The organism is Streptomyces sp. NPDC090994, assembly GCF_044768905.1.
Lineage (GTDB): Bacteria > Actinomycetota > Actinomycetes > Streptomycetales > Streptomycetaceae > Streptomyces.
This window is the reverse complement of sequence record NZ_JBIVWS010000016.1, coordinates 25,006-47,791: the sequence shown is the minus strand read 5'-3', so window position 1 is coordinate 47,791 and position 22,786 is coordinate 25,006. Positions and strand designations below refer to the sequence as shown.

Sequence of the window (22,786 nt, the reverse complement as noted above, 5' to 3'; positions counted from 1 at the left end):
TCTCCTTGCCGGGGAGGGCGCTCATCCCATCTCCTCCAGTGTCTTGCCCTTCGTCTCCCTGACGAACTTCAGGACGAACGGGATGGAGAGCGCGGCGAAGACCGCCGACCGTTCCAGTGCGGCGAGGTCCGGCAGCAGTTCGCGCACGGTGGCCTCACTGCCGTCGTCGATCGTGCCGACCAGGAAGACGGCCGCGCCGGTCAGGGGGCCGTCACCGGCTGCGGCACCGGTCCCGTGGCGTGCTCGGACATGGATCGTTCCTTTCGGCCGGGCGCGTGCGCGACGGGCTCAGCGCCAGTAGTCGTCGAGTCGTTCGGTACGGGACAGCTCGCGCCGCTCCCCGGGGGTCAACGGGCGCGGGGCGGCGGCGGCTTCGACGGCCCGGACGGCGCTGTCGCTCAGTACGCCTTGGGTGTGCAGTTCCTTCAGGAGCCGGGCCAGGGCGTCGGTGTGCGCCATCAGCCGCTCCACGGCCCGGTCCAGGCGCGGCTGCCCGGCCAGGGCGGTCTCCGGGGGCGCGGCCGACGGCCGGTCCTCGCCGGCCACGAGTTCCAGGTGATGACGCCGGGTCCCCTCCCCCGTCCGCTGCCACACACAGCGTCCGAAGCGCATGCGCACGGGGGTGTCGCTGATGCCCCGGCGGGTCACCTCGTACCAGGCGCCGGGGGTGCTGAGGAGCCGCTCCAGACGTTGGTCGTCCGCGCCGGTGACGTCGGCGACGGCCGTCACCGTCAGGACGTCCTCGTCCGCCCGTTCCCGGTACTTGGCCGGGACGAGGCGCAGTCCCTCGATCTCCAGGGCCGTGGGGTGCAGGACCTCGATCTCCTGAATCTCGATCCGGTAGACGTAGATCTCGGGCCGGCGGCCCTGCGAGGCGGCGGTCCAGCCCTCCGCGACGCGCCACGCCGCGTCGGTCCCGCGCAGCGGGTCTCCGTCGGCCGCGGCGGCCGCCCGGAGTTCGGCGTCGAGTTCCTGGTGCCGTTCGTCCGGCACGTGCAGCCGCAGGGCGTACCGGCGCAGGGGCCGGCCGCTGTGCGGGGAGGTGGCGGAGGGCAGTTCGGCAGCCGTGATCTCGCGGAGCGCGCCGAGCAGGGTGAGGTTCAGGGTCGTCATCAGCGGCTTGCTCCCGTGCTGTGCGTGGTGTCGGTGTGGTGGTGGCGTACGTGATCGTGGTCAGGGCCTGGTGTCGGGGGCGGGGCGGCCGGTGAGCCATTCCCGGTAGGTGGTCCGCGCGATGCGGGCGCCGGCGCCCGGCAGCAGGTCCAGGAGGCGCAGCCGGGCGCCGTAGAAGGGGCTGCGCGGGTCCGTGCGGACCCGGCGGTACTCCGTCTCCGCCCTGAGGGCGGTGCGTACGAACGCGTCCAGCCCGAACTGCTCGGGACCGGCGATCTCCAGGACGCCGTGCAGGGGGCGGGACACCGCGGTGTGCGCGAGCAGGATGGCGACGTCCGTCAGGGAGACCGGGCGTACTTCGGCCGGCGGCACCCACACGATCCAGTCCTCGGTGCCCGCGTCCGCGATGTCCTCGGCCGCCTCGTAGGTCTGGGTGGCGCGCAGGACGGAGTAAGGCGTCCCGGACCGCTGAAGCAGGGCTTCGCGGGCCTTGAGGGCCGGGAAGACACCGCCGGTGATCCGGTCCGCGCCGACGGCGGAGAGGCAGACGTGGTGCCGGACACCGGCGGCGGCCCCGGCCCTGAGCAGTTCCCCGGTGGCGCGCAGCCAGGACAGCGTGTGCCGCGGGGCGGGCGCGGGCGCCAGGTGGACCATCACCGCGCAGCCGTCCAGGGTCTCGGCCATCTCGTCGGAGGTGGGGGTGGGGGCGGGTGAGTGCGGGCCGCCGGGGGCGGGGACGAGGCGCACCTCGTATCCGTGGTCCTGGACCCAGAGCGCGGTCTCGACGCCCATGAGTCCGTCGTCGTCGAACACCACGACCTTCATACCGGGAACCCTCCAGCTCTCGTGTCACCGCCAAACGGTCTGACCGACCGGGTCGCCCAGGTGTGACAGCGGCGTTCACGGGGGCCGGGAAACGGCGTGTGCGAGCATGACGCACACTGTGTTGCACTTAGTCACATGGTGAGAGAGGCAGTGTTCGTGGTGGACGCGATGGCGTCGGTGTTCGCCAACTTCCGGCAGTACCTGACGGGGTGGGGTCCGCAGGACGGTCCGGGCGATGGTGTCGACCGGTTCCGCAGTGGGCTGGCCGCCCCGCAGTTCAACGGTGTGGTGCGGGTGCGGTCCGGGTCGGCGGCCGGGCTGGACGTGGCGGCCGTCCGCCGGGAGCTGGCGGGTGTGCCCTGGTGGTGGTGGGTCGGGCCGGACAGCCCCGAGGACACCGCCGGTGTGCTGCGGCGGCACGGCGGCCGGGAACTCGCGGTCATGCCGGTGATGGTGCGGCCACTCAGCCGCCACGCCGGGCCGGACGGCGGACCGGGCGGCGGACCCGGCGGCGGACCCGGCGGCGGCCCCGGCGGGGGCCCGGGCGGCGCGTACGCCGGGCCGCGGGTGGAGCCGGTGCGGGACGGGGAAGGGCTGGCGGAGCTGGTCCGCACGTACCGGACGTCGATGGGGATCGGGCCGGGTGCGGAGGCCGGGATGGTGTGTGTCGAGGCGCGGCGCGCGGACAACGCGGACATCGTCCGGCTGGCCGCGTCGCTGGACGGCCGGGTGATCGGCACCACCGTGGTGATCACCGCGCACACCGTCGCCGGGATCTTCCTGGTGCACGTGGCCGAGGAGCAGCGCCGGCGGGGCGTGGGGACGGCGTTGACGGCGGCCGCGCTCCAGGTGGGTCGGGAGCGCGGGATGCGCCACGCGGCGCTGGTGGCCAGCCCGGCCGGAGAGCCGTTGTACCGGCGGTTCGGGTTCGCGACGGCGGCCGAGTACCGGCTCTTCGACTTCCCGTCCTGAGCCGGGGCGCCGCCGCGCGGACGGGGTGCGGTGCCGCCCGCGCGGCGGCTCGCCGGTCAGGAGAGCCAGTCGGTGTACCGGGTGGCGGCCAGGTGGGCGTTCTTGTCGGTCAGGACGTCGCCCTCGACGGCGGCGAACATGCCGGCGGTCGGGTCGGTGACCACGGTGCGTGTGTCGCCCTTGTGGGACAGGGTGATCCGGCCCAGTTCGTCGAGGGCGTAGACCTCGGGGCCGGCGATGTCGCGGATGCCGTTCAGCGGGGCGCCCGCGGCGACCTCCGCCACCGCGCGGGAGACGTCCTCGGCGGCGATGGGCTGGATCGGGGTGGCGGGCAGCCGGACGGTGTCACCGTCGGTGGTCCAGGACAGAACGGCCTCGATGAACTCCATGAACTGCGTGGCCCGGACGATCGAGTAGGGCACCGGGCCGGCTTTGAGGAGGTCCTCCTGAAGCACCTTGGCCCGGTAGTAGTCCAGTTGCGGCACCTGGTCCACGCCGACGATCGACAGGATGACGAAGTGTCCGACGCCGGCCTCGTGGGACACGGCCAGGAGGTTGTCCATCGAGGTCCGGAAGAAGGCCGGGGACGCCTCGTCGAAGGTCGGTGAGTTGGTGAGGTTCACCACGACGTCGGCTCCGGTGACGGCCTGCTGGAGTCCCTGGCCGCTGATGACGTCGACCCCGGTGGACTGCGAGTGCGGTACGGCCTCGTGGCCGGCGTCCTTCAGGAACTGGACGACCCGCGAGCCGATCAGCCCCGTTCCGCCGATCACTGCGATCTTCATGACACGCCTTTCGGTGTGGGTGGTGTGGGTCCGGATGGTTCAGTGGTACCGCCGGGGCGGCCCGGTCAGACGAGATCCAGTCCGCCGTCGACGGTGATCACCTGACCGGTCGCATGGCGGCCGGCCGGGTCGGCCATCCGCAGGACCCAGTGCGCCACCTCGTCCGGGTGCGCGATGTGGTGGGTGGGGATGCGGTCGCGCTCGTAGGCGTACATGTCGTTGGCGGCCTCCGCGGTGAGACCGGCGTGCAGCATGACATCGGTGCTGGTGGGGCCGGGCGCGACGGCGTTGACGCGGACGCCGTCACCCGCGAGTTCCAGCGCCCAGCTGCGCGTCAGCTGTTCCACGGCCGCCTTGGTGGCCGCGTAGTGCGCGCCGCCCGGCATGGGCCGGTGTCCGTAGGTGCTGGACAGGTTGACGATCGAACCGGAGGTCCGGCGCAGGTGCGGCAGGGCCGCGTGGGCCAGGAGGCTCGGTGCGACGACGTTCAGCGCGAACAGGTCGACGACCGTCTGCCGGTCGGTCTCCGCCAGCGGCATCACCGCCGTCGCCCCGGCGTTGTTGACCAGGTGGTCCAGGCGTCCCCACCGCCGCACGGCGGTCCCGATCACCTCGGCGGGGGCTCCGTCGGCGCAGATGTCGGCCGCCAGGATCTCGATGCGGGGGTGGGCCGCGGCGGTCTCCTTCAGCGGCTGTTCCCGGCGGCCCACTCCGAGCACCCACGCCCCGGCCTCGGCGAAGGCGACGGCCGTGGCCCGGCCGATCCCGGACCCGGCGCCGGTGACGACGACGACCTGGCCGTCGAAGGTCCGGTCCGATGAGGTCCGGCGCGAGGTCCGGCCCGATGAGGTCTGGCCGGACGGGGTCTGGCCGAGGGGGTCTGCGGGCATCACGTGCTCCTCGTTCGATGTTCGTTGCACATGGAACACACTATGGTGATTTCCCACGTTCGCGTCAAACGTTGGCAGTGGGTGTGGCGTTGTCGGGTGACACGGTGTGTTCCGGTCGCCGGGCGTACCGCTCAGGCGGCGCGCGGCACGCTCCGCTCGCCCGCGCCGAGCGCCGGGCGGGACGCCGACGGCAGCCGGTGCACCTGAGCATCCCTGGGGATGAGCAGCCGCACGAGGTCTGCCATGTCCCCGGTGCCGGCCGCGGTGCGGAACGCGGCGACCAGACGGCGGTGCGACTCGGCGGGCACCGGCCGCTCCCTCCCGCACTCCAGGCGGGCCTGCGCCCGGTGCACCACCACCCGTGCGTTGGTGGTACTGATCCTGAGCAGCGCCGCGACCTCGGCGTAGGCGTAGCCGAACCCCTTGCGCAGCACGTAGGCGGCGAGCCGGTCCGGGGTCAGCCGCGCCATCAGCAGGGCCAGGGCGCCCTCGACCGCGGCGGCCCGTTCGGCGCTCAGCACGGGGTCCTGGGCGGTCCGGTCGCCGAGGTCGGCCAACTGTGGCTCGGCCGGTATCTCGTGGCGGTGCCGGGCGGACTGGACGACGTTGAGCGCCAGCCGGGTGGTGACCGTGACCAGGAACGCGGTCGGGTTGTCGATCTCCGCGCGCCGGGTGAGCTGCCAGCGCAGCCAGGCGTCCTGCACCACGTCCTCGGCGCCCGTGACATCGCCGACGATGCGGTAGGCGATGCGGAACAGCCGTGTCCGCTGGGCCAGGAAGAGGTCGAGCGCGAGGTCCAGGCCGTCCTCGGCCGGCTGGGTGTCCTGGGGCGCGGTCGGCTGGGTCGTCTCCGGGCTGGGCGCGGACATCGGGAACTCCTCGGGGTGGACGGGCGCCCGTCGAGGGGCGACGGTTCCACCCTCGCCCCGTGGCCCGGCCCACCGCGCCCTTGCTCCCCGTGGTCGAGTCCGTGGGACCCCGTGGGAGCGGTCCCGTGGGAGGCGGCGGAGGCCGTGGGGACGGCCGTACGGAGTGCGGGGGAAGGCCGTAGGAAGGGGTGGAGGCGCCCGTGGTGGGGCCGTGGTGGGCGCCTGGTGAGGCCCCATCGGTGAGTGTCCGTAGGGCCCCTGGGGGACCCGTGGTGCGCACGCGCACGTGGGGGGGGGGGGGGGACCCCGTAGTGAGTGCGTAGTGAGTGCGTGGCGGGGCCCCGTGGTGAGTACGTGGCAGGACCCTGGGGGCGACGGCCACCGTGGCCGGCCCCGCCGTGCTCAGGCGGTGCGGGCCGTTTCCTCGTCGTCGAGGGCGACGGCCGGGGTGTTCGCCAGGGCGCCCGGCAGGGCGCGGCGGGAGTTGATGCCGAGCTTGGTGTACACCTTGCGCAGGTGCCACTCCACGGTGTGCGGGCTGATGAACAGCTCCGCGCCGATCTTCGCGTTGGTCATGCCGTCCGCGGCGAGCGTGGCGACCTGCGACTCCTGCGGGGTGAGGGCGCTCAACGGCTTGTTCTCCCGCGCCCGGACGTGCTCGCCGGTGGCGAGCAGTTCGCGGCGGGCGCGTTCGGCGAAGGCGTGCGCCCGCATGCCGTCGAACATCCCGTGCGCCGTGCGCAGGTGTTCCCGGGCCAGCGCCCGGCGCCCGTCGCGGCGGAGCCACTCGCCGTACAGCAGGTGGGTCCGGGCCACCTCCACGGTCACCCCGCCGCGGCCGAACTCCTCGATCGCCGACCGGTACAGCCGGTCGGCCTCGTCGCCCTCGGTGAGCAGTGCCCGGCTGCGGGCGGCGGCGCCGTGCGCCCAGCCGGAGTCGGCGGCCCGGGTGAGTTCGAGCAACCGGGCCAACGAGGCGCGGGCCTGGTCGAGTTCACCGCACCGCGTGGCGGCCTCGACGTGCTCGACCAGGGACAGGCCGGTGAAGTTGAAGCCGTCGTGCTCGACGCCCTCGCGAGCGGCCTCCAGGGCCTCCTCGTAGCGGGCCAGGCCGTTGAAGAGCACGCCCTGGATGTAGCCGGAGGCGCCCAGCAGGGACACCTCACCTCGCTGTTCGGCGCGTTGTCTGGCTTCCGCGATGATGCCGGCGGCGACATCCGCCTCGCCCCGCCACGCGGCCAGCACCAGCGTCGCGTACTGGTGCGGGGCGTGGCCGGTGGCCGCGGCCAGCGCGTCGGCCTCGTCGATCATCCGGGCGGCCTCGGCGAAGTCCCCGTAGTGGATGTGCACTCCCCCGGCATAGATGAGGGCCGGCGGGAGCGCGCCGAGGGCGCCGATGTCACGGGCCAGCCGCACCGCCCGGCTGGACAAGGTGTCCCAGGCGTGCAGGTCCCAGGCGTAGTGGATGAACGCCTCCAGCGCGACCGGCACCAGCAGCAGCCAGCGCATGGTCGCCTCCCGGGTGCCGAGTTCCTCGTGCGCGAGCAGGTCCAGTGCGCCGCGCAGGGCCGGGACGCCGGTCTCGTATCCGTCGGTGAGGAGCGCGGCGACCCCGTCGAGGAGGAGGTCGGCGGCCTCCGAACCCGAGGGCGGCGCCCCGGACTTGCGGGCCGCGATCGCGGCGGCGCGGGCCCCGGTCGGGCCGTGCACCCGGCCCGCGAAGATGGTGGCGCTGATCGCCTCCAGATACGTCTCCCGGGCCAGCGGTGACCCGGCGGCGGTGAACTGGGCGGCGGCCTCCAGGAGCAGCGGGGCCGCCTCGTCGCTGCGGCTGCGGGCGAACAGGATCCTGGCCCGCAGCCGGGCCAGCCGGGCGCGGTCCAGCGTGCTCAGCGGGCACAGCTCGGCGACCGTGGCGAGTTCCGTGGCCCGGTCGGGCGCGGCGGCCGAGAAGTGCGCCTCGGCGGCCGCGAGGGCGCGGCGGCCGCGATGCCCGGGGTCCGGCGTGATCTCGGCGGCGCGTTCCAGCAGCACCGCCTCGGCCGCGATGCCGCCGCGCTGCCTGGCCCGGTCGGCGGCCCGTTCCAGGCCGGCGGCCACCTCCTCGTCCGGTCCGGCGGCGGCCTGGGCGGCGTGCCAGGCCCGCCGGTCGGGGTCGAGGACCGGGTCGGTGGCCTCGGCCAGCGCGCGGTGCACGGCCCGGCGTTCCTCGGGTTCGGCTCCGTGGTAGACGGCGGACCGGACCAGCGGGTGCCGGAACCGGACGGACTCGCCGAACTCGATCAGTCCGGCCGCCTTGGCCGGTGCGGCGTAGGGGACGATCTCCAGCGCGGCGGCCGCGCGGACCAGCAGCCGGGCGTCGCCCACCGGTTCCGCGGCGGCGATCAGCAGCAGTGTCCTGGTCGCCGCCGGCAGCGCGGCGAGCCGGCCGGCGAAGTCCCGTTCCACCCGGCTGGCCACCGGGCCCTGCACGCCGGGCTGCCCCGACGCGTCCAGCCCGTAGGCCAGTTCGGCGGCGCTGCGGCCGCGGGAGAACTCCAGCAGGGCGAGCGGGTTGCCGTGCATCTCGGCGACGAACCGGTCCCGGACCCGCTTCTCCAGCCGGCCGCCCACGGTGGCCTCCAGCAGTTCGCCGGCCGCGGCGGCGTCCAGGCCGTCCAGCCGCAGCGTGGGCAGGCCGCTCAGCGCGGACTGGCCCTCGGGGTCGCGGACCGCGAACGCCATGACGACGGCCTCGGCGAGCAGCCGGCGGGCCACGAACTCCAGGGTCTGCAAGGACACCTGGTCCAGCCACTGGGCGTCGTCGACCAGCACCAGGACCGGCCGGGTCTCCGAGGCGCGGGTGAGCAGGGTGAGGACGGCGAGACCGACCAGGAAGCGGTCGGGCGGGTCCCCGGCGGCCATGCCGAAGGCCACCCGCAGGGCCTCGCGCTGGGGTTCGGGCAGTGTGTCCAGTTCGTCCAGGAACGGCGTGCACAGCTGGTGCAGGCTGGCGTAGGGCAGCTCCATGTCCGCCTCGATGCCGTGCGCCCAGGTCACCTTCATCCGGGACGCCCGCGCGGCCACGTACTCGAGGAGCACCGACTTGCCGATGCCGGCCTCGCCGCGGATCACCAGCACCCGGGCCCCGCCTTCGCGCAGCCCGACCAGCAGGTCGTCCAGTGCGGCGCATTCGCGTCGCCGGCCGACCAGGTCGGGAAGCGGGCTGGCGATCATGCGACGCGGCTCCTCGGGGAAAGTCAGGGAGGGAGAGTCCCACAACAGTGTCGGAACGAGCCTTGTAACGATACCCGGAACGGCCCACACACGGTGTGTCCGATGCCTGTGACGGACTCCACTCGGGGAATTCCTCTTCGGCTGTCACAAACCGGCCCGCTGTCCGGTCCTCCACTGCCGGTGATCCAGCTCGTCCGTCGTTGCCTCTCCTCCTCCGTCGTTTCCTCCCCTCCTCCGCCGTACCTCCCCCTGCCTCCGCCGTACCTCCGTCACCTCCACCGTCCGTTTCTCTCTCCCCCCGTCCCCCGTCCCCCGTCCCCCGTCCTCCGTCCGTTCGTCTTCGCCGTCTGTCCTTCGCTCTTCCAGGAGGTCCCCCATGTCTTCTCTCGGACACCAGCTCGCCACGTCCGTCCTCGTGGTGGGAGCCGGTGGGTCCGGCCTCCGGGCGGCCATCGAGGTCGCGGAGGCCGGTGTCGCGGTCATCGCGGTAGCCAAGCGCGCGGACCAGGGCGCGCCCGCGGCCACCGTCTCCGGGGGCGCCCCGTGGGAGACGGCCGGCACCGGCGAGGCGTGGGAGCGGCACGCGGCCGACACCCTGCGCGAGGGCCATCTGCTGGCCGACCCCCGCACCGCGCAGGTCGTGGCCCGCTACGCGGCGCGCGGCCTGCAGGACGTGCGGCGCTACGGCACGCGGCCGGACCACCGGGGCCGGGGCCTGCCCGGCCGGCACCGGCCGCCCTGGCGGCCCGGGGACCAGCAGGGGGCGTCCGAAGAGGAGTTCACCGGCGCCGAGGTACGGCGGGCGCTGCGCGCCCGAGCGGCGGAACTGAGCATTCCGGTGCTGACCGGCGTCTACGTCACCCGGCTGCTGGTGGACGACGGATCGGTCTTCGGCGCCTACGGGTTCGACCTCGCCGACGGCTCCCGTTACCTGGTGCACGCCGACGCGGTGATCCTCGCGACCGGCGGGCACACCCGTATCTGGCGGCGTACCGCCGCGCGCCGCGACGAGAGCGGCGGTGACGCGTTCCGGCTCGCCGTCGAGGCCGGCGCCCGGCTGCGCGACCCCGAGCTGGTGCGGTTCCATCCGCTGGGGCTGATCGGGCCGGAGCCGGCGGCCGGCCTGCTGGTCAGCGAGGCGGCCCGCGGCGAGGGCGGGGTGCTGCTCAACAGCCTCGGTGAACGGTTCATGGCCCGCTACGACGCCGAGCACATGGAACGGGGCAGCCGGGACCGGGTCACCCGGGCCGTGCACGCGGAGATCGAGGCGGGCCGGGGCACCCGGTCCGGCGGGGTCTGGCTGGACCTGTCCCACCTGCCGCGGGAGACCGTGCTGACCCGGCTGCCGCGGGTGCACCAGACCTTGCTGGACGTGCAGACGCTGGACATCACCCGTGATCCGGTCGAGGTCGCGCCGACCGCCCAGTACTCGATGGGCGGGGTCTGGGTGCGGCCCGAGGACCACAGCACCGAGGTCGGCGGGCTGTTCGTGATCGGGGAGGCGGCCAGCGGTCTGCACGGCGCGGACGGGCTGGAGCAGAACGCGCTGATCGAACTCCTCGTGTACGGCCGGATCACCGGCCGGGCGGCGGCGGAGTACTCGGCCGGGCTGACCGTCCGGCGGCGGTCGCCGGCGGCGGTGCGGGCCGCGGCGGCGGACGTGCAGCGGCTGCTGTCCTCCGACGGCGACCAGAACGTCCGCGCGCTGCTGCGGTCGGTGCGCCGGGTGATGACCGAGCGGGCCGGTGCCGCGCGCGACGAGGCCGGGCTCACCGCCGGACTCGGCGAGATCGGTGAGATCACCGACCGCGCGGAGTTCGCCGGGGTGCACATCGACATCGGCGGGTTCCAGGAGCTGGCCTACGCCTACGACTTGAGGTCCGCCGTCCTCGCCGCCCGCGCGACGCTGGAGTGCGCGCGGGAGCGGCGGGAGACGCGGGGCAGTCACCACCGTTCCGACCACCCCGAGGCGGATCCGGACCTGACGGTCAACCTGGTGTGGTCGCCGGCGACCGGGGTGCGCCGGGAACCCGTGCCGCCGATCCCCACCGACATTGCCGAGTTGATGCGGGACGTCGCGGCGGACGCGGGGCGGCCCGGGTAGCCGGCGGGGCGGACCGGGTGGCCGGCGGGGCGGACAGGGTGGCCGGCGGGGCGGACCGGGTCAGGACCGGCCGAACCGGTTGACCTCCTGGTAGACGGCGGGTTCGGAGGTGATGTGCAGTCCGGAGTCGTCGAACAGGCGGCGCAGCGAGGCGAGCCAGGCGGGGTCGGCGGTGGCGCGGTCGAGCGCGGTGCCCGAACTCCAGTCGGCGATGTGCAGGAACCGCACCTCGGGTGCGTCGGCCAGCGGCCGGTGCAGGCGGGAGCGGACGAAGCCGGGCTGGGCCGCCATCAGGCCGGCGTTCTCCCGGTACGCCTCGACGAAGCGGTCGGCTTCCGCCGCCGGCACGGTGTAGCTCTTGATCACGGTGACCGGGCCGTCGACGCCGGTCTTGGAGGTAAGGGATTGGCTCATACGTCGATGACCGGGCCGGCTCCCTCGGTGTGACAGGCGGTCCGGTCGTCGCGGGCGGGCAGCAGCGACAGCAGCCGCAGAGCGGTGTGGCTCTCGGTGCCGGGGGTGGCGGTGTAGACCACCAGCCGCTGGGACTGGTCGGGGTCGACCAGGGTCTGGCAGTGCAGTTCCAGGGTGCCGACGGCCGGGTGCCGGAAGCGTTTGACGCCGCACTGGGGGCCCAGCACGGGCCGCTCCCGCCAGATGCGGGCGAACTCCGCGCTGCGCCGGTTCAGCGCGTCCACCAGTTCGGCGGCGCGGGAGTCGTCGCCGTCCCGGGTGCGGGCGCCGTGCAGGTCCGCCACGAGCAGGCGGCTGTGCTCGGCGTGGTCGCTCTCGGGGTGCGGGAGGCGGGCGGCGGGATCGGTGAACCAGCGGTAGTGGGCGCTGCGGGCGAGTCCGGTGTACGCCGTCCCGTCGCCCAGCAGCGCCACCGCCGGGTGGGTCTGCCTCAGGGTCTCGCCGACCTGGTTGACCACCTGGGCGGGTGTGTCCTGGAGCCGGTCCAGGATCCGCATCATCCCGGGGTTGATGTGGTCCCCGCGCCGCACCCGGCGCGGGGAGGCGTGACCGGCGAGCCGGAAGAGCAGGTCGCGTTCCTCCAGGGACAGGCGCAGGCCCCGGGCGAGTACGGCGAGCATCTGCTCCGAGGGGTGGGGGCCGCGTGGCTGTTCGAGCCGGGCGTAGTAGTCCGCCGACATGGCGCAGAGCGCGGCGACCTCCTCGCGGCGCAGCCCTCCGGTGCGCCGGCGCCGCCCGCGGGGAAGTCCGACGTCCTCCGGCTGGAGCGCTTCCCGGCGGGCCCGCAGGAAGGCCGCCAGCGCTGCTCGGTCACTCATGGCTGTCCTCTCCCACATGACACTGTCACCGTGTCAAACAGTGGGATCGGGGTGTGGCATTCCCTGACACACTATGCCGGGTCCGGTCAGCGGGTGATCGCCTTGGTCTCCAGGAACTCCTCCAGACCGGCCCGGCCCATCTCCCGGCCGTTGCCGGACTGCTTGTACCCGCCGAACGGGGCCTGGAAGTTGTGCGGTCCGCCGTTGACGTCGACCTGGCCGACGCGCAGCCGCCGGGCGATGGCCATGGCGTGCTCCTCGTCGCCGGTGACCGCGCCGTTGAGCCCGTAGATCGTGCCGTTGGCGATCTCCACAGCGTGGTCGTCGTCGGTGTAGGGGATGACGACGAGGACGGGGCCGAAGATCTCCTCCTGGGCGATGGCCGACGCCGGGTCGACGTCGGCGAAGACGGTGGGCCGGACATAGGCGCCGGCCGTCCGGTCCGCCGGGCGGCCGGGGCCGCCGGTCACCAGCGTGGCGCCGTCGGCGATGCCGCGCCGGATGTAGCCGTCCACGCGCCGGCGCTGGGCCTCCGAGGCGAGCGGGCCGATCCGTGTGTCCTGGCTCGCCGGGTCGCCGACGACGTACTCCTCGGCCGCCGCCCGCAGCTTGTCGACCACGGCCGGCTGGAGCTGCCCGGGCACGAGCAGCCGGGTGTACGCGCCGCACGCCTGGCCGGCGTTGGCCCAGGCGAGGGCCAGGCCCCGGGTGACGGCGAGGTCGAGGTCGGCCTCGGGCAGGACGATGTGGGCGGCCTTGCCGCCCAGTTCGAGCGCGACCCGCTTGACGGTGCCGGCGGCGGCGACGGAGACGCTGCGGCCGGCCCGGGTGGAGCCGGTGAAGGAGACCATGTCGACCTCGGGGTGCCGGGACAGGGCCTCGCCGACGACCGGACCGGTGCCCTGCACCATGTTGAACACCCCGTCGGGCAGCCCCGCCTCGCCGGCGATCGCGGCGAACAGCCGGGCGCTGAGCGGGGACAGCTCCGAGGGCTTGTGGACGACCGTGTTGCCCGCCAGCAGCGCGGGAACCACCTTGGTGACCAGTTGCTGGAGCGGGAAGTTCCACGGGGTGATCGCCGCGACCACGCCGATCGGCTCGCGCACGACGAGGGAGTTGCCGACCTGCTCGGTCCACTCGAACTGCTCGGCGGTGGCGACCGCGGCCAGGACGGAGGCGATCGGGAAACCCACCTGCGCCTGCCGGGAGAAGCCGATCGGGGCGCCCATCTCCAGGGTGATGACGGCCGCCAGTTCCTCGCGGTGCCGCTCCAGTGCCTCCGCCAGGCGCCGCATGACCGAGGCCCGGTGCTCCGGGGTGGTCGCCGCCCACTCGGGGAACGCGGTGCGCGCGGCCCGCACCGCCAGGTCCACGTCGGCGGCCGTGGCCTCGCGCACCGTGGCGACCACCGACTCGTCGGCGGGGTTCACCACCTCGATGAGCCGCCCGGCGCCCTCGACGGCACGGCCGTCGATCCAGTGGGTGGGGGCGGGGAAGGAAACGGTGTGTTCTTCGTTCATGCCGCCCAGGGAACACCCGGGGCGGTGCGGCAGCCATGCCCTGTGGTGTCCGTGATCGCCGTCACCGGCCCGCCGGGCGCCCGCCCGGGGTGTTGTTATGCTCCCGGCGTGGCGGGGACGGAGTGAACGGCCGGGAGGTCCCGGAGCGGTTGCGGGGCCGGCGGCGGGAGCGGGAGCTGCTCGACGGGCTGGTCACGGAGGTGGCGGCCGGACACAGCGCCGTACTGGTGCTGCGCGGTGAGGCCGGGATCGGGAAGTCGGCGCTGCTGGACCATGTGGCGGACCGGGTGGCGCGGTACCGCGTCGCCCGCGCGGCGGGTGCCGAGTCGGAGATGGAACTCGCGTTCGCGGGACTGCACCAGCTGTGTGCCCCGTTCCTGCCCCGCGCCGACCGGCTGCCGCCGCCGCAGCGGGCGGCGCTCGCCACGGCGTTCGGGCTCAGCGCCGGGCCGCCGCCGGACCGGTTCCTGGTCGGTCTGGCGGTGCTCGGGCTGCTCACCGATGTGGCCGCCGAGCAGCCGCTGTTCTGCCTGGTGGACGACGCGCAGTGGCTGGACCGGGTCTCCGCGCAGACGTTGGCGTTCGTGGCGCGGCGGATGCTCGCCGAACCGCTGGCGCTGGTGTTCGCCACCCGCGAGCGGCGGGGCCGCGACGAGCTGGCCGGGCTGCCTGAGCTGGCCGTGACCGGTCTGGACGACGCCGACGCCCGGGCGCTGCTGAACGAGGCGGCCGAGGGGCCGATGGACGAGCGGGTGCGCGACCGGGTGCTGGCCGAGGCCCGCGGCAATCCGCTGGCGCTGCTCGAACTCCCGCACGGCCGGCTGGTCGCGGACCCGGCCGACGGGCCCGACCGGACCGGACCGCACCCGGTCACCGGCCGCATCGAGCGCAGTTACCTGGCGCGGGTCCGCGCGCTGCCCGAGGAGACGCAGCGGCTGCTGCTGGTGGCCGCCGCCGAGCCGGTCGGTGACGTGACGCTGCTGCGGCGGGCCGCCGAGCGGCTCGGCATCGACCCGGGCGCGGCCGGCCCGGCGGTGGCCGCGGGCCTGCTCACCGTCACCGCCCTGGTCCGCTTCCGGCATTCGCTGCTGCGCTCCGCCGTCTACCGGTCGGCCGGGCTCGCGGAACTGCGGGAGACCCACCGGGTGCTGGCCGAGGTGACCGACCCCGCCCTCGACCCCGACCGGCGCGCCTGGCATCTGGCGCGGGCGACGGTGCGGCCGGACGAGGCGATCGCCGGGGAGCTGGAGGCGTCGGCCGGGCGGGCGCTGGCCCGGGGCGGCACCGCCGCGGCGGCCGCGTTCCTCGCCCACGCGGCCGTACTGACGCCCCATCCGGGGCGCAAGGCGACCCGGGCGCTGGCCGCCGCCCGCGCGAAACTGCGCGCCGGGGCGCCCGCCGCGGCCCGTGATCTGCTGGCGCTGGCCCGCGGCGGCGCGCTGGACGAGCCCGGCCGGGCCCACGCGGACCTGGTGCGGGCGCAGATCGCGTTCGCCGCCGGGCGCGTCGACGAGGCGCTGCCGCTGCTGCTGGCCACCGCGCGGCGCCTGGTGCCGCTGGACGCCGCGCTGGCCCGGGAGACGTTCCTGGAGACCCTGTCGGCCGCCATGTTCGCCGGGCGGCTGGCCACCGACGCGGGCGTGCGCGCGGTGGCGGCGGCGGCCCGGCAGGCCCCGCCGCCCGGCCGGCGCCCGCCGCGCGCCGCCGACCTGCTGCTGGACGCCCTGGCCACCCGGTTCACCGGCGGGTACGGCGCCGGGGTGCCCGAGGGGCGGGCGGCGCTGGACGCGTTCCTCGCGGAGTCCGACCCGGGGCAGATCCTGCGCTGGTCCTGGCCGGCCTCGACGCTGGCCGCCGACCTGTGGGACGACGGGCGCTGGACGGAGCTGGTGACCCGGCACGTGCGGACCGCGCGGGGCGCGGGGACGCTGACCGAGCTGCCGCTGGCGCTCAACTCCGGGGTGGTCGTGCACACCTGTGCCGGCGATCTGGACGCGGCGGCGCTGCTGGTGGCGGAGATCGGACGCCTCCAGGAGGCGTCCGGCGGCACCTTCGCGCCGTTCGGCACGATGACCCTGGCCGCCTGGCAGGGGGACGCGCGGGCGGCCGGTCCGCTGATCGGGGCGAGCGCGCGGGAGGCCGTGCGGCGCGGCGAGGGCATCGGGGTGGCCGTCGCCCGGCGGGCGGAGGCGGTGCTCCACAACGGGCTGGGCAGGTACGAGGAGGCGTTCGACGCGGCCCGGGCGGCGAGCGCCCATCCGCAGGACCTGATCGCGGCCAACTGGGGGCTGGTGGAACTGGTGGAGGCCGCCGTGCGCAGCGGCCGGCCGGACCCGGCCCGGGCCGCGCTGGACCGGCTGGTGCGGACCACGGACGCGGCCGGCACGGACTGGGCGCTGGGGGTGCAGGCCCGCTCCCGGGCCCTGTTCGAGCAGGGCGCCGCGGCCGAGGCGGGGTACCGGGAGGCGGTGGAACGGCTGGGCCGTACCCGGATCACGATGGAACTGGCCCGGTCCCGGCTGCTGTACGGGGAGTGGCTGCGGCGGGAGAACCGGCGCGCCGACGCCCGGGAGCAGTTGCGCGAGGCGCACGCGCTGTTCACCCGGTTCGGCGCGGGCGCGTTCGCCGGGCGTGCCGTACGGGAGCTGCGGGCGGCCGGGGAGACGGTGTCCCGGCGGGCCGGCGCCGCCGCGGCGGCGCTCACCGCGCAGGAGGCGCAGATCGCGCGGCTGGCCCGGGACGGACTGACCAACTCAGAGATCGGCGCCCAGCTGTTCCTCAGTCCGCACACCGTGGAGTGGCACCTGCGCAAGGTGTACGCCAAGCTCGGCGTCACCTCGCGGCGGATGCTGCGCACGGTGCTGTGAGCGGGCGGCCCCGCCTCGGGCGCCCGCCCTCCGGCGGGGCGGCGGTCACCGGCCGGTCGCCGCGGACGTCTCCAGTGCCGCGAGGTGCTCGGCGAACGTCCGGCGGCCCCGCAGGTACTCCCCGCGCGGCAGCAGGCCGCCGCCGGTCATGGCCTTGCCCACCCGGCCGGGCAGGGTCACCGGCACGACGAGGCGGCGGCGGCCCCGGGCGCGTGCGGTACGGCGGGCCATGTCCACCATCTGCAGCTGTTCGGGGCCGGCTAGCTGCCGGACCATGCCCGCGGGTCCCTCCACGGCGTGCCGGACGAGCCGCTCGGCGACGTCCCGGGCGGCGACCGGCCGGGTGAGCATCCTCGGCACCACGGCCACCGGTGACCGGCCGGCCAGCAGCGGTTCGGGGAACTCGAAGAACTGGGTGGCGCGCAGCACCGTCCACGGCACCCCTCCGTCGCGGACCAGTTCCTCCTGTACGCGCTTGCCGTAGTAGTACCCGAAGTCGACCTTGTCGCTGCCCACGACGGACAGCGTCACCAGGTGCCCGATCCCGTGCGACCGGGCGGCGGTGAGCAGCTGGCCGGTGGTCAGGGCGAAAAAGCCGACGGCGGTCTTCTTCCGCGTGGTGACGACGTTGGTCACATCGATCACCGCGTCGACGCCGGACATCCTCTCCTCCAGACCGGCCCCGGTGGTCAGGTCCACCCCGTGGGAGCGGGCCAGGACGACGGCCTGGTGCCCTTCGGCCTCCAGTTCCGTGACCACGTGCCTGCCCACCAGACCGGTTCCTCCGGCCACGGCCACTCGCATCTGACGCCTCCTTGAGCCTGTGACGGTCACCGCCCTACCGACCGGGTGGCGCGGGCGGCTGTGACAGACCGGGTGTCACAGCCGCCCGCGCCGCCCGGTCTGTGCGGGAAAGGGGCACCCGGCCGAGAGGAAGACCCATGAACACGCGTCTTGTGTCCGTCGCCGAGGGCGCACGGCTCACCCGCTCCGTCGCGATCGGCGCGCACACGCTGACGGCCGACGAACCCGAGCCCGCCGGCGCGGACGCCGGCCCCACCCCTGGGGAGCTGCTGCTGGCCGCGCTGGGGTCCTGTACGTCGATGGCGGTGCGGGCGCTGGCCGACCGGCGCGGCCCGCGGCTGGACCGGGTCGACGTGGCCGTCCGGTTCGGACCCGGCGGCCGGGTGGTGAAGAACGTCGGGCTGACCGGTGACCTGGAGAGCGGCCAGCGGGAGCAGTTGCCGGCCGCCGCCGGGCGGTGCCCGGTGCACCGGCTGCCGGCCAAGGAGGTCACCATCGTGACCGTGCCCGCGCTGCCGGCCGAACCCGAGGACACCGGCCCGGCCGGGTCCCCGCCCCGGTGAGCGGCGGGCCGGCCGGGTCAGGGGGTGGCCGGCTGGGCGTCCAGCCGTACCGAGCCGATCTCCTTGCGGGAGGAGATGCCGAGCTTGGCGAAGACCTTGCGCAGGTGCCACTCGACGGTGTGCGGGCTGAGGAACAGCCGGGCGGCGATCTCCGGGTTGGTGAAACCGTCCTGGGCGAGCCGGGCGATCTCGGTCTCCTTCGCGGTGAGCGCGGCCGGGGAGGCCGGGGCGGGGCCGCGTACCGTCACCCCGGCGGCCCGCAGCTCCCGCCGGGCGCGCTCGGCGAACGCCTCGGCACCGGCCTCGCTGAGCATCTCGTACGCCTCGCCCAGCCGGGCACGGGCCTCGGCCCGCCGGTCGTTCCGGCGCAGCCACTCGCCGTGCCGCAGCCGGGCCCGGGCGCTGTCCATCCGGGTGCCGGCCGCGTCGAGCCGCTCGACCGCCTCCCGGTGCAGGGCGTCGGCAGCCGGTCCGTCGCTCAGCAGGGCCCGGGTGGCGGCGGCCGTGCCGCGGGCCCAGGGGGTGGGGCTGACCTCGGCCATCTCCTCGATGACCCGCACCGCCGCGGCCGCCCGCTCGGTCCGGCCCAGCCGGACGGCCGCCTCGACCAGTTCCACCCGGGACTGCAGGGACAGTCCGAGTTCCTGCGGGTTCTCGCAGCCGCGCTCGGCGGCGGCGTACGCCTCCCGGTACCGGCCGAGGCCGTTGTGCAGGACCGCCGACGCCCACTGGGTGGCCGTCACCACCTTGCCCTCGCCGCTGAGCAGCCGGTCCTGGGTGACGGCCTCGATCGCCCGCCGGGTGGTGTCCTCCCCGCCTCGGAACGGCTCCACGACGAGCGCCCCGTAGTGCGCGAAGAAGCTGCTGCCGGTGGCCTCGCCGATCGCTTTGGCCTGCGCGGTCAGCGAACCGGCGCCGCGCAGGTCGCCGGCGAACACCCGGTTGGACAGGCGCAGCAGGAGCGCCGAGGGCAGCACGGCGAGCGCGCCGCCGGCGCGGGCCAGGTCGACCAGGTGGGCAGACAGCTCCGACCAGGCGGCGAAGTCCCAGACGTTGTGCGCCATGCGGCACACGAACGGCAGCCAGCCCAGGCCGTCCTCCTCCGCCCACCCGTGCGTGCGGAAGGCGGTGACGGCCCGCGTCAGCAGGGGCGCGCCCACCGCGTACCCCTCGGTGACCACCCGTGCCAGTCCGGTCAGCAGGAGCGTCTCGCGGGTCTCGGCGGCGTCGTGGCCGGGCACCCGCAGCACCGCCTCGGCGACGTCCCGGACCCCGCCGGTGGCCAGCCGGCCCGCGGTGAGGGCGGCGTAGACGGCGTCCCGGTAGGTCTGGGTGGCCAGCCGGGGGTCGTACGGCCGGAGCCGTTCGGCCGCTTCGAGCAGCAGCGGCAGACCGGCGCTCGCGCTCTGCGCGGCGGAGACGATCTGTCCCCGCAGCAGCAGCGCCCGGCCGGCCCCGGCCGCGCCGAGCGGGGCGGACTCGGCGGTGTCGACCAGTTCCCGGGCGGTGTCGAAGGCGCCCGCCTGGTAGGTGGCCCGCGCGGCGGCCAGCGCTCTGGTGCCGCGGCGCACCGGGTCGGGGGTCAGTTCGGTGGCACGGTAGAGGAAGGCCGCCGCCGCCGCGACGCCGCCGCGGGCCTGCGCCCGGCCGGCCGAGCCCTCCAGTTCGGCGGCGACGGTCTCGTCCGGCTGGGCCGTCGCGCTGGCCAGGTGCCACACCCGGCGTTCGGGGTCGAGGCGCGCGTCGGTCGAGTCGGCCAGCGCCTGGTGCACGCGCCGGCGTTCCTCGAAGCCGGCGGCGCGCTGGGCCGCGGAGCGGACCAGGGGGTGGCGGAAGCGCACCCAGGTGCCGAACGTGAGCAGGCCGGATGCCTCGGCGTGGGTGACGGCGGTGTCCACGGGGATGCCCAGGCGTTCGGCGGCCCGCCGCAGCAGGGCCACGTCGCCGACCGGCTCGATGGCGGCGATCAGCAGCAGCCGCTGGGCCTCGGCCGGGAGCGACTGGATGCGACGCAGGTAGCCCGCCTCGATCTGGCTGGTCAGCGGCCGGGCCGTGGGGCCTTCGTAGCCGCCGGCCGTCTCCACGGCGCTCAGGCCGTGCGGCAGTTCGAGCAGGGCCAGCGGGTTGCCGCGGGTCTCGGCGACGACCCGGTCGCGCACCCGCGGGTCGAGGGGGCCGGTCAGGACGGAGTCCAGCAGGCGTCGGGAGTCGTGCTCGTCCAGTCCGCGCACCGGCAGTTCCGGCAGGTCGGGCAGGATGTCGCGGGAGCCGGACTCGCGGACGGCCAGCACCAGCAGCACCGACTCGGCGTCGAGCCGGCGGGCGACGAACTCCAGGGTCTGGGACGACACCCGGTCCAGCCACTGCGCGTCGTCGACCAGGCAGACCAGGGGCTGGTCGCCGGCCGCGCCGGCCAGCAGGCTCAAGGTGGCCAGGCCGACCAGGAACCGGTCGGGCGCGGCACCGGAGCGCAGGCCGAACGCCGTGCGCAGGGCGTCGCGCTGCGGCTCGGGCAGTGCGTCCAGGCCGGACAGCAGCGGGGCGCACAGCTGGTGCAGCCCGGCGTAGGAGAGTTCCATCTCGCTCTGCACGCCGGCCGCCTTGACGACGCGGCATCCGGTGGCCCGGCACAGGAGGTGGTGGAGCAGTGCGGTCTTCCCGATGCCCGCCTCGCCGCGCACCACCACGGCCCCGCTGCGCCCGGCCCGGGCCCGGGCGAGCAGGTCGTCGAGGACCTGGCACTCGGCCCGCCGTCCGACGAGCCCGGCGCGTGCTCGGTCCCTCACCATGTCCGCCTCCCCGCGGTCACGATACCGCTGGCGGCCGCCGGACCGGCCGGGCGCGGGCGGCCGGGGCCGGTCCCGGCCGGCCGGGCGGTGGCGGCGCCGTCGCGGGTCAGACCGTCGAGCCGACGACGACTGCGGTGCCGACGAAGGTCACCAGGGTGATCACGGTCATGGCGATCAGGGTGCCGCGCAGCCAGCGCGCGAACCGGGCGCGGTGTGCCGCGTCGGCCGCGTCGAGGCGGTCGGTGATGTGCTGCGTCACCATGCGCGCCACGTACCGCTGTTCATCGAGGTACCACGACTCGATGTCCCTCCTCTGTTCGTGGGTGAGCCCGTCCGTGCGTGCCGTGAAGGCGGTCACCCGGCGGCGGGCGGCGCCGAGGTGGGCTTCCTGGTGGAGGTACGCCTCTATGTCGACCAGTCCGCGGGCGGCCTGCTTCTCGGTGTTCACGAGGTGCTCCGCCGGGCGGTGGCCCGCGCCGCCTCGTCGATCAGGCGGGCCACCTCGTCGGGCCGCGAGACACTGACCGCGTGGGAGGCGTCGACGGTCGTCGCCGTGGCGCCCGCCCGCTCGGCCAGGAAGGTCTGCAGCCGGGGCGGGATGGTGCGGTCTCCGGTGGGCACCAGGACCCAGGACGGGATGTCCCGCCCGGCCGGCTCGCCGGCTTCCTCGGCCAGCGCGGTCTCGGTCACGGGCCGCTGGGTGGCGGCCATGACCGCTGCCGTGTCCTCGGGTACGTCGGCGGCGAACTGCTGGTGGGACCTGGCCTGGTCGATGTAGAGGTCCGTGCCCGGGCTGCCGTCGGGGAGGGTGACCGGCACCGGGCGCAGGGTCTCGGCCAGGGTGCTGCCCGGGAACCGGGCGGACAGCGCGACCGCGCTCTCGCCGGCCTCCGGCAGGAACGCCGCGGCGAAGACGAGCGCCCGGACGTGGTCGAGTCCGCGCGCGGCGGTGCTGATGACCGAGCCGCCGTAGGAGTGCCCGCCGAGCACCACGGGGCCGTCGATGGAGGTCAGGAGCTGCCTGACGTAGTCGCTGTCCGCCGCCAGTCCGCGCAGCGGGTTGGCGGCGGCGACCACCGGGTAGCCGCGGGTCCGGAGCCGGTCGACGACCCCGTGCCGGCTGGAGGCGTCCGCGAACGCGCCGTGGACGAGGACGACGGTCGGCTGCTGTGCACGCATGGATGTGGCCTTTCTGCGCCGGGCGCGGGTCAGTCGGTGCCGAGGGCCTGGCGCAGCACGTGCACGGCCTGCTCGATCGCCGCGGTGGACGCCTGGGTGCCGCGCACCGGGTCGAGCATCATGAAGTCGTGCAGGGTGGCGTTGTAGCGCACGCTCGTGGTCGGCACACCGGCCTGGATCAGCTTGCGGGCGTACGCCTCGCCCTCGTCGCGCAGGACGTCGTTCTCGTCGATGACGACGAACGCAGGGGGCAGGCCCCGCAGTTCCTCCAGGGTGGCGCGCAGCGGGGAGACCGTGGCCTGGTCGCGTTCGGCGGGGTCGGCGGTGTAGGCGTTCCAGAACCACTCCATCGCCTTGGCGGTCAGGTGCGGTCCGTCGGCGAACAGGCGGTAGCTCTCGGTGTCCTGCCCGGCGTCGGTGACCGGGTAGTACAGCGACTGGTGCCGGAAGGTCACGTCGCCGCGCCGCTTGGCCAGGTGGGTCAGGGCGGCGGTCATGTTGCCGCCGACGGAGTCACCGGCGACCACCATGCGGGAGCCGTCCAGGCCCTCTTCGGCGCCCTTGGCGGTGACCCACTGGGCGGTGGCGTACGCCTGCTCGACGGCGACCGGGTACTTCGCCTCCGGGGAGCGGTCGTACTCGACGAAGACCACGGCCGCCTCGGCGCCCACGGCCAGTTCGCGCACCAGGCGGTCGTGGGTGCCGGCGTTGCCGAGGATCCAGCCGCCGCCGTGCACGTACAGGACGACGGGCAGGATCCCGGTGCTGCCGACGGGCTTGACGATACGCACCCGCACATCGCCGACCGGGGCCGCGACGGTGATCCACTTCTCGTCCACCTCGGGCTTGTCGACCGGCCCGGACTGGACGTCGTCGAGCAGCTTGCGGGCGCCTTCGACACCGAGTTCGTACAGCCGCGGCGGCTGGGCGGCGGCGTCGGCGAACTGCTGCGCGGCGGGTTCGAGAACGATGTCACTCATGGTGGTCTCCTGATGAGG

At 75.1% G+C, this 22,786-nt stretch carries 19 protein-coding genes; 4 read left to right on the top strand and 15 right to left on the bottom strand.

The window, feature by feature from the left end; all coding sequences use genetic code 11:
* Positions 1-21: 21 nt before the first annotated feature.
* The 3 genes from ACIQR3_RS27395 to ACIQR3_RS27385 all read right to left on the bottom strand — a co-directional run bounded on the left by ACIQR3_RS27395 (position 22) and on the right by ACIQR3_RS27385 (position 1,938).
* Positions 22-147 carry a hypothetical protein gene (locus tag ACIQR3_RS27395; RefSeq protein WP_403543410.1) on the bottom strand — a complete coding sequence of 42 codons (126 nt, stop codon included), beginning with the start codon at positions 145-147 and terminating at the stop codon, positions 22-24.
* 141 nt (positions 148-288) lie between these two features.
* A complete protein-coding gene (locus ACIQR3_RS27390) occupies positions 289-1,113 on the bottom strand; it encodes a hypothetical protein (RefSeq protein ID WP_403543304.1) in 825 nt (274 codons plus the stop codon).
* 60 nt (positions 1,114-1,173) lie between these two features.
* Positions 1,174-1,938, bottom strand: a complete 765-nt coding sequence (locus tag ACIQR3_RS27385; RefSeq protein WP_403543303.1) for an SDR family oxidoreductase — start codon at positions 1,936-1,938, stop codon at positions 1,174-1,176.
* Between the two features lie 135 nt (positions 1,939-2,073).
* On the opposite strand from ACIQR3_RS27385, the gene ACIQR3_RS27380 reads away from it, so the two are divergent.
* Positions 2,074-2,910: a GNAT family N-acetyltransferase gene (locus ACIQR3_RS27380; protein ID WP_403543302.1), complete on the top strand. Its 837-nt coding sequence runs from the start codon at positions 2,074-2,076 to the stop codon at positions 2,908-2,910.
* Between the two features lie 56 nt (positions 2,911-2,966).
* Here ACIQR3_RS27380 and ACIQR3_RS27375 read toward each other — a convergent pair whose 3' ends face one another.
* The 4 genes from ACIQR3_RS27375 to ACIQR3_RS27360 form a co-directional block, all read right to left on the bottom strand.
* The gene (locus ACIQR3_RS27375) at positions 2,967-3,695 is read right to left on the bottom strand and encodes an SDR family oxidoreductase (RefSeq protein WP_403543301.1); all 729 of its coding nucleotides are present in this window, start codon (positions 3,693-3,695) and stop codon (positions 2,967-2,969) included.
* Positions 3,696-3,760: 65 nt separating this feature from the next.
* Complete coding sequence (locus ACIQR3_RS27370) at positions 3,761-4,585, bottom strand: SDR family NAD(P)-dependent oxidoreductase (RefSeq protein WP_403543300.1); 825 nt, start codon at positions 4,583-4,585, stop codon at positions 3,761-3,763.
* A gap of 131 nt (positions 4,586-4,716) precedes the next feature.
* Complete coding sequence (locus ACIQR3_RS27365) at positions 4,717-5,454, bottom strand: sigma factor (RefSeq protein ID WP_403543299.1); 738 nt, start codon at positions 5,452-5,454, stop codon at positions 4,717-4,719.
* 402 nt (positions 5,455-5,856) lie between these two features.
* On the bottom strand, positions 5,857-8,670 hold the full coding sequence (locus tag ACIQR3_RS27360; protein ID WP_403543298.1) for an AAA family ATPase: 2,814 nt from the start codon (positions 8,668-8,670) through the stop codon (positions 5,857-5,859).
* 376 nt (positions 8,671-9,046) lie between these two features.
* Here ACIQR3_RS27360 and ACIQR3_RS27355 point away from each other — a divergent pair, with 376 nt between their 5' ends.
* Complete coding sequence (locus tag ACIQR3_RS27355; RefSeq protein ID WP_403543297.1) at positions 9,047-10,774, top strand: FAD-binding protein; 1,728 nt, start codon at positions 9,047-9,049, stop codon at positions 10,772-10,774.
* Positions 10,775-10,834: 60 nt separating this feature from the next.
* Here ACIQR3_RS27355 and ACIQR3_RS27350 read toward each other — a convergent pair whose 3' ends face one another.
* The 3 genes from ACIQR3_RS27350 to ACIQR3_RS27340 form a co-directional block, all read right to left on the bottom strand.
* Entirely contained in the window at positions 10,835-11,188 is a 354-nt protein-coding gene (locus ACIQR3_RS27350; protein WP_403543296.1) for an antibiotic biosynthesis monooxygenase family protein, read from the bottom strand.
* The gene (locus tag ACIQR3_RS27345) at positions 11,185-12,066 is read right to left on the bottom strand and encodes a helix-turn-helix transcriptional regulator (protein ID WP_403543295.1); all 882 of its coding nucleotides are present in this window, start codon (positions 12,064-12,066) and stop codon (positions 11,185-11,187) included. The genes ACIQR3_RS27350 and ACIQR3_RS27345 overlap by 4 nt, the downstream gene beginning before the upstream one ends.
* Positions 12,067-12,152: 86 nt before the next feature.
* On the bottom strand, positions 12,153-13,586 hold the full coding sequence (locus ACIQR3_RS27340; protein WP_403543294.1) for an aldehyde dehydrogenase family protein: 1,434 nt from the start codon (positions 13,584-13,586) through the stop codon (positions 12,153-12,155).
* A 122-nt stretch (positions 13,587-13,708) separates the two neighbouring features.
* On the opposite strand from ACIQR3_RS27340, the gene ACIQR3_RS27335 reads away from it, so the two are divergent.
* On the top strand, positions 13,709-16,453 hold the full coding sequence (locus tag ACIQR3_RS27335) for an AAA family ATPase (protein ID WP_403543293.1): 2,745 nt from the start codon (positions 13,709-13,711) through the stop codon (positions 16,451-16,453).
* Positions 16,454-16,498: 45 nt separating this feature from the next.
* Here ACIQR3_RS27335 and ACIQR3_RS27330 read toward each other — a convergent pair whose 3' ends face one another.
* Positions 16,499-17,257, bottom strand: a complete 759-nt coding sequence (locus ACIQR3_RS27330) for an SDR family oxidoreductase (RefSeq protein ID WP_403543292.1) — start codon at positions 17,255-17,257, stop codon at positions 16,499-16,501.
* A 137-nt stretch (positions 17,258-17,394) separates the two neighbouring features.
* Between ACIQR3_RS27330 and ACIQR3_RS27325 the strand changes: the two genes are divergently transcribed.
* Positions 17,395-17,820, top strand: coding sequence for an OsmC family protein (locus tag ACIQR3_RS27325; protein ID WP_403543291.1), 426 nt, complete (start codon positions 17,395-17,397; stop codon positions 17,818-17,820).
* Positions 17,821-17,837: 17 nt separating this feature from the next.
* Here ACIQR3_RS27325 and ACIQR3_RS27320 read toward each other — a convergent pair whose 3' ends face one another.
* The 4 genes from ACIQR3_RS27320 to ACIQR3_RS27305 all read right to left on the bottom strand — a co-directional run bounded on the left by ACIQR3_RS27320 (position 17,838) and on the right by ACIQR3_RS27305 (position 22,768).
* Positions 17,838-20,609: an AAA family ATPase gene (locus ACIQR3_RS27320; RefSeq protein WP_403543290.1), complete on the bottom strand. Its 2,772-nt coding sequence runs from the start codon at positions 20,607-20,609 to the stop codon at positions 17,838-17,840.
* A gap of 106 nt (positions 20,610-20,715) precedes the next feature.
* Positions 20,716-21,057, bottom strand: coding sequence for a hypothetical protein (locus ACIQR3_RS27315; RefSeq protein WP_403543289.1), 342 nt, complete (start codon positions 21,055-21,057; stop codon positions 20,716-20,718).
* Entirely contained in the window at positions 21,054-21,788 is a 735-nt protein-coding gene (locus ACIQR3_RS27310) for an alpha/beta fold hydrolase (RefSeq protein ID WP_403543288.1), read from the bottom strand. The genes ACIQR3_RS27315 and ACIQR3_RS27310 overlap by 4 nt, the downstream gene beginning before the upstream one ends.
* A gap of 29 nt (positions 21,789-21,817) precedes the next feature.
* The gene (locus ACIQR3_RS27305; protein ID WP_403543287.1) at positions 21,818-22,768 is read right to left on the bottom strand and encodes an alpha/beta hydrolase; all 951 of its coding nucleotides are present in this window, start codon (positions 22,766-22,768) and stop codon (positions 21,818-21,820) included.
* Positions 22,769-22,786 lie beyond the last annotated feature (18 nt).

What these genes read in the sequence shown, in the direction of transcription:
- ACIQR3_RS27320 (WP_403543290.1), bottom strand. Translation starts at nt 20,609, where the DNA reads ATGGTGAGGGACCGAGCACGCGCCGGGCTCGTCGGACGGCGGGCCGAG.
- ACIQR3_RS27365 (WP_403543299.1), bottom strand. Translation starts at nt 5,454, where the DNA reads ATGTCCGCGCCCAGCCCGGAGACGACCCAGCCGACCGCGCCCCAGGAC.
- ACIQR3_RS27370 (WP_403543300.1), bottom strand. Translation starts at nt 4,585, where the DNA reads ATGCCCGCAGACCCCCTCGGCCAGACCCCGTCCGGCCAGACCTCATCG.
- ACIQR3_RS27390 (WP_403543304.1), bottom strand. Translation starts at nt 1,113, where the DNA reads ATGACGACCCTGAACCTCACCCTGCTCGGCGCGCTCCGCGAGATCACG.
- ACIQR3_RS27310 (WP_403543288.1), bottom strand. Translation starts at nt 21,788, where the DNA reads ATGCGTGCACAGCAGCCGACCGTCGTCCTCGTCCACGGCGCGTTCGCG.
- ACIQR3_RS27345 (WP_403543295.1), bottom strand. Translation starts at nt 12,066, where the DNA reads ATGAGTGACCGAGCAGCGCTGGCGGCCTTCCTGCGGGCCCGCCGGGAA.
- ACIQR3_RS27375 (WP_403543301.1), bottom strand. Translation starts at nt 3,695, where the DNA reads ATGAAGATCGCAGTGATCGGCGGAACGGGGCTGATCGGCTCGCGGGTC.
- ACIQR3_RS27385 (WP_403543303.1), bottom strand. Translation starts at nt 1,938, where the DNA reads ATGAAGGTCGTGGTGTTCGACGACGACGGACTCATGGGCGTCGAGACC.
- ACIQR3_RS27325 (WP_403543291.1), top strand. Translation starts at nt 17,395, where the DNA reads ATGAACACGCGTCTTGTGTCCGTCGCCGAGGGCGCACGGCTCACCCGC.
- ACIQR3_RS27350 (WP_403543296.1), bottom strand. Translation starts at nt 11,188, where the DNA reads ATGAGCCAATCCCTTACCTCCAAGACCGGCGTCGACGGCCCGGTCACC.
- ACIQR3_RS27360 (WP_403543298.1), bottom strand. Translation starts at nt 8,670, where the DNA reads ATGATCGCCAGCCCGCTTCCCGACCTGGTCGGCCGGCGACGCGAATGC.
- ACIQR3_RS27305 (WP_403543287.1), bottom strand. Translation starts at nt 22,768, where the DNA reads ATGAGTGACATCGTTCTCGAACCCGCCGCGCAGCAGTTCGCCGACGCC.
- ACIQR3_RS27330 (WP_403543292.1), bottom strand. Translation starts at nt 17,257, where the DNA reads ATGCGAGTGGCCGTGGCCGGAGGAACCGGTCTGGTGGGCAGGCACGTG.
- ACIQR3_RS27380 (WP_403543302.1), top strand. Translation starts at nt 2,074, where the DNA reads ATGGTGAGAGAGGCAGTGTTCGTGGTGGACGCGATGGCGTCGGTGTTC.
- ACIQR3_RS27340 (WP_403543294.1), bottom strand. Translation starts at nt 13,586, where the DNA reads ATGAACGAAGAACACACCGTTTCCTTCCCCGCCCCCACCCACTGGATC.
- ACIQR3_RS27355 (WP_403543297.1), top strand. Translation starts at nt 9,047, where the DNA reads ATGTCTTCTCTCGGACACCAGCTCGCCACGTCCGTCCTCGTGGTGGGA.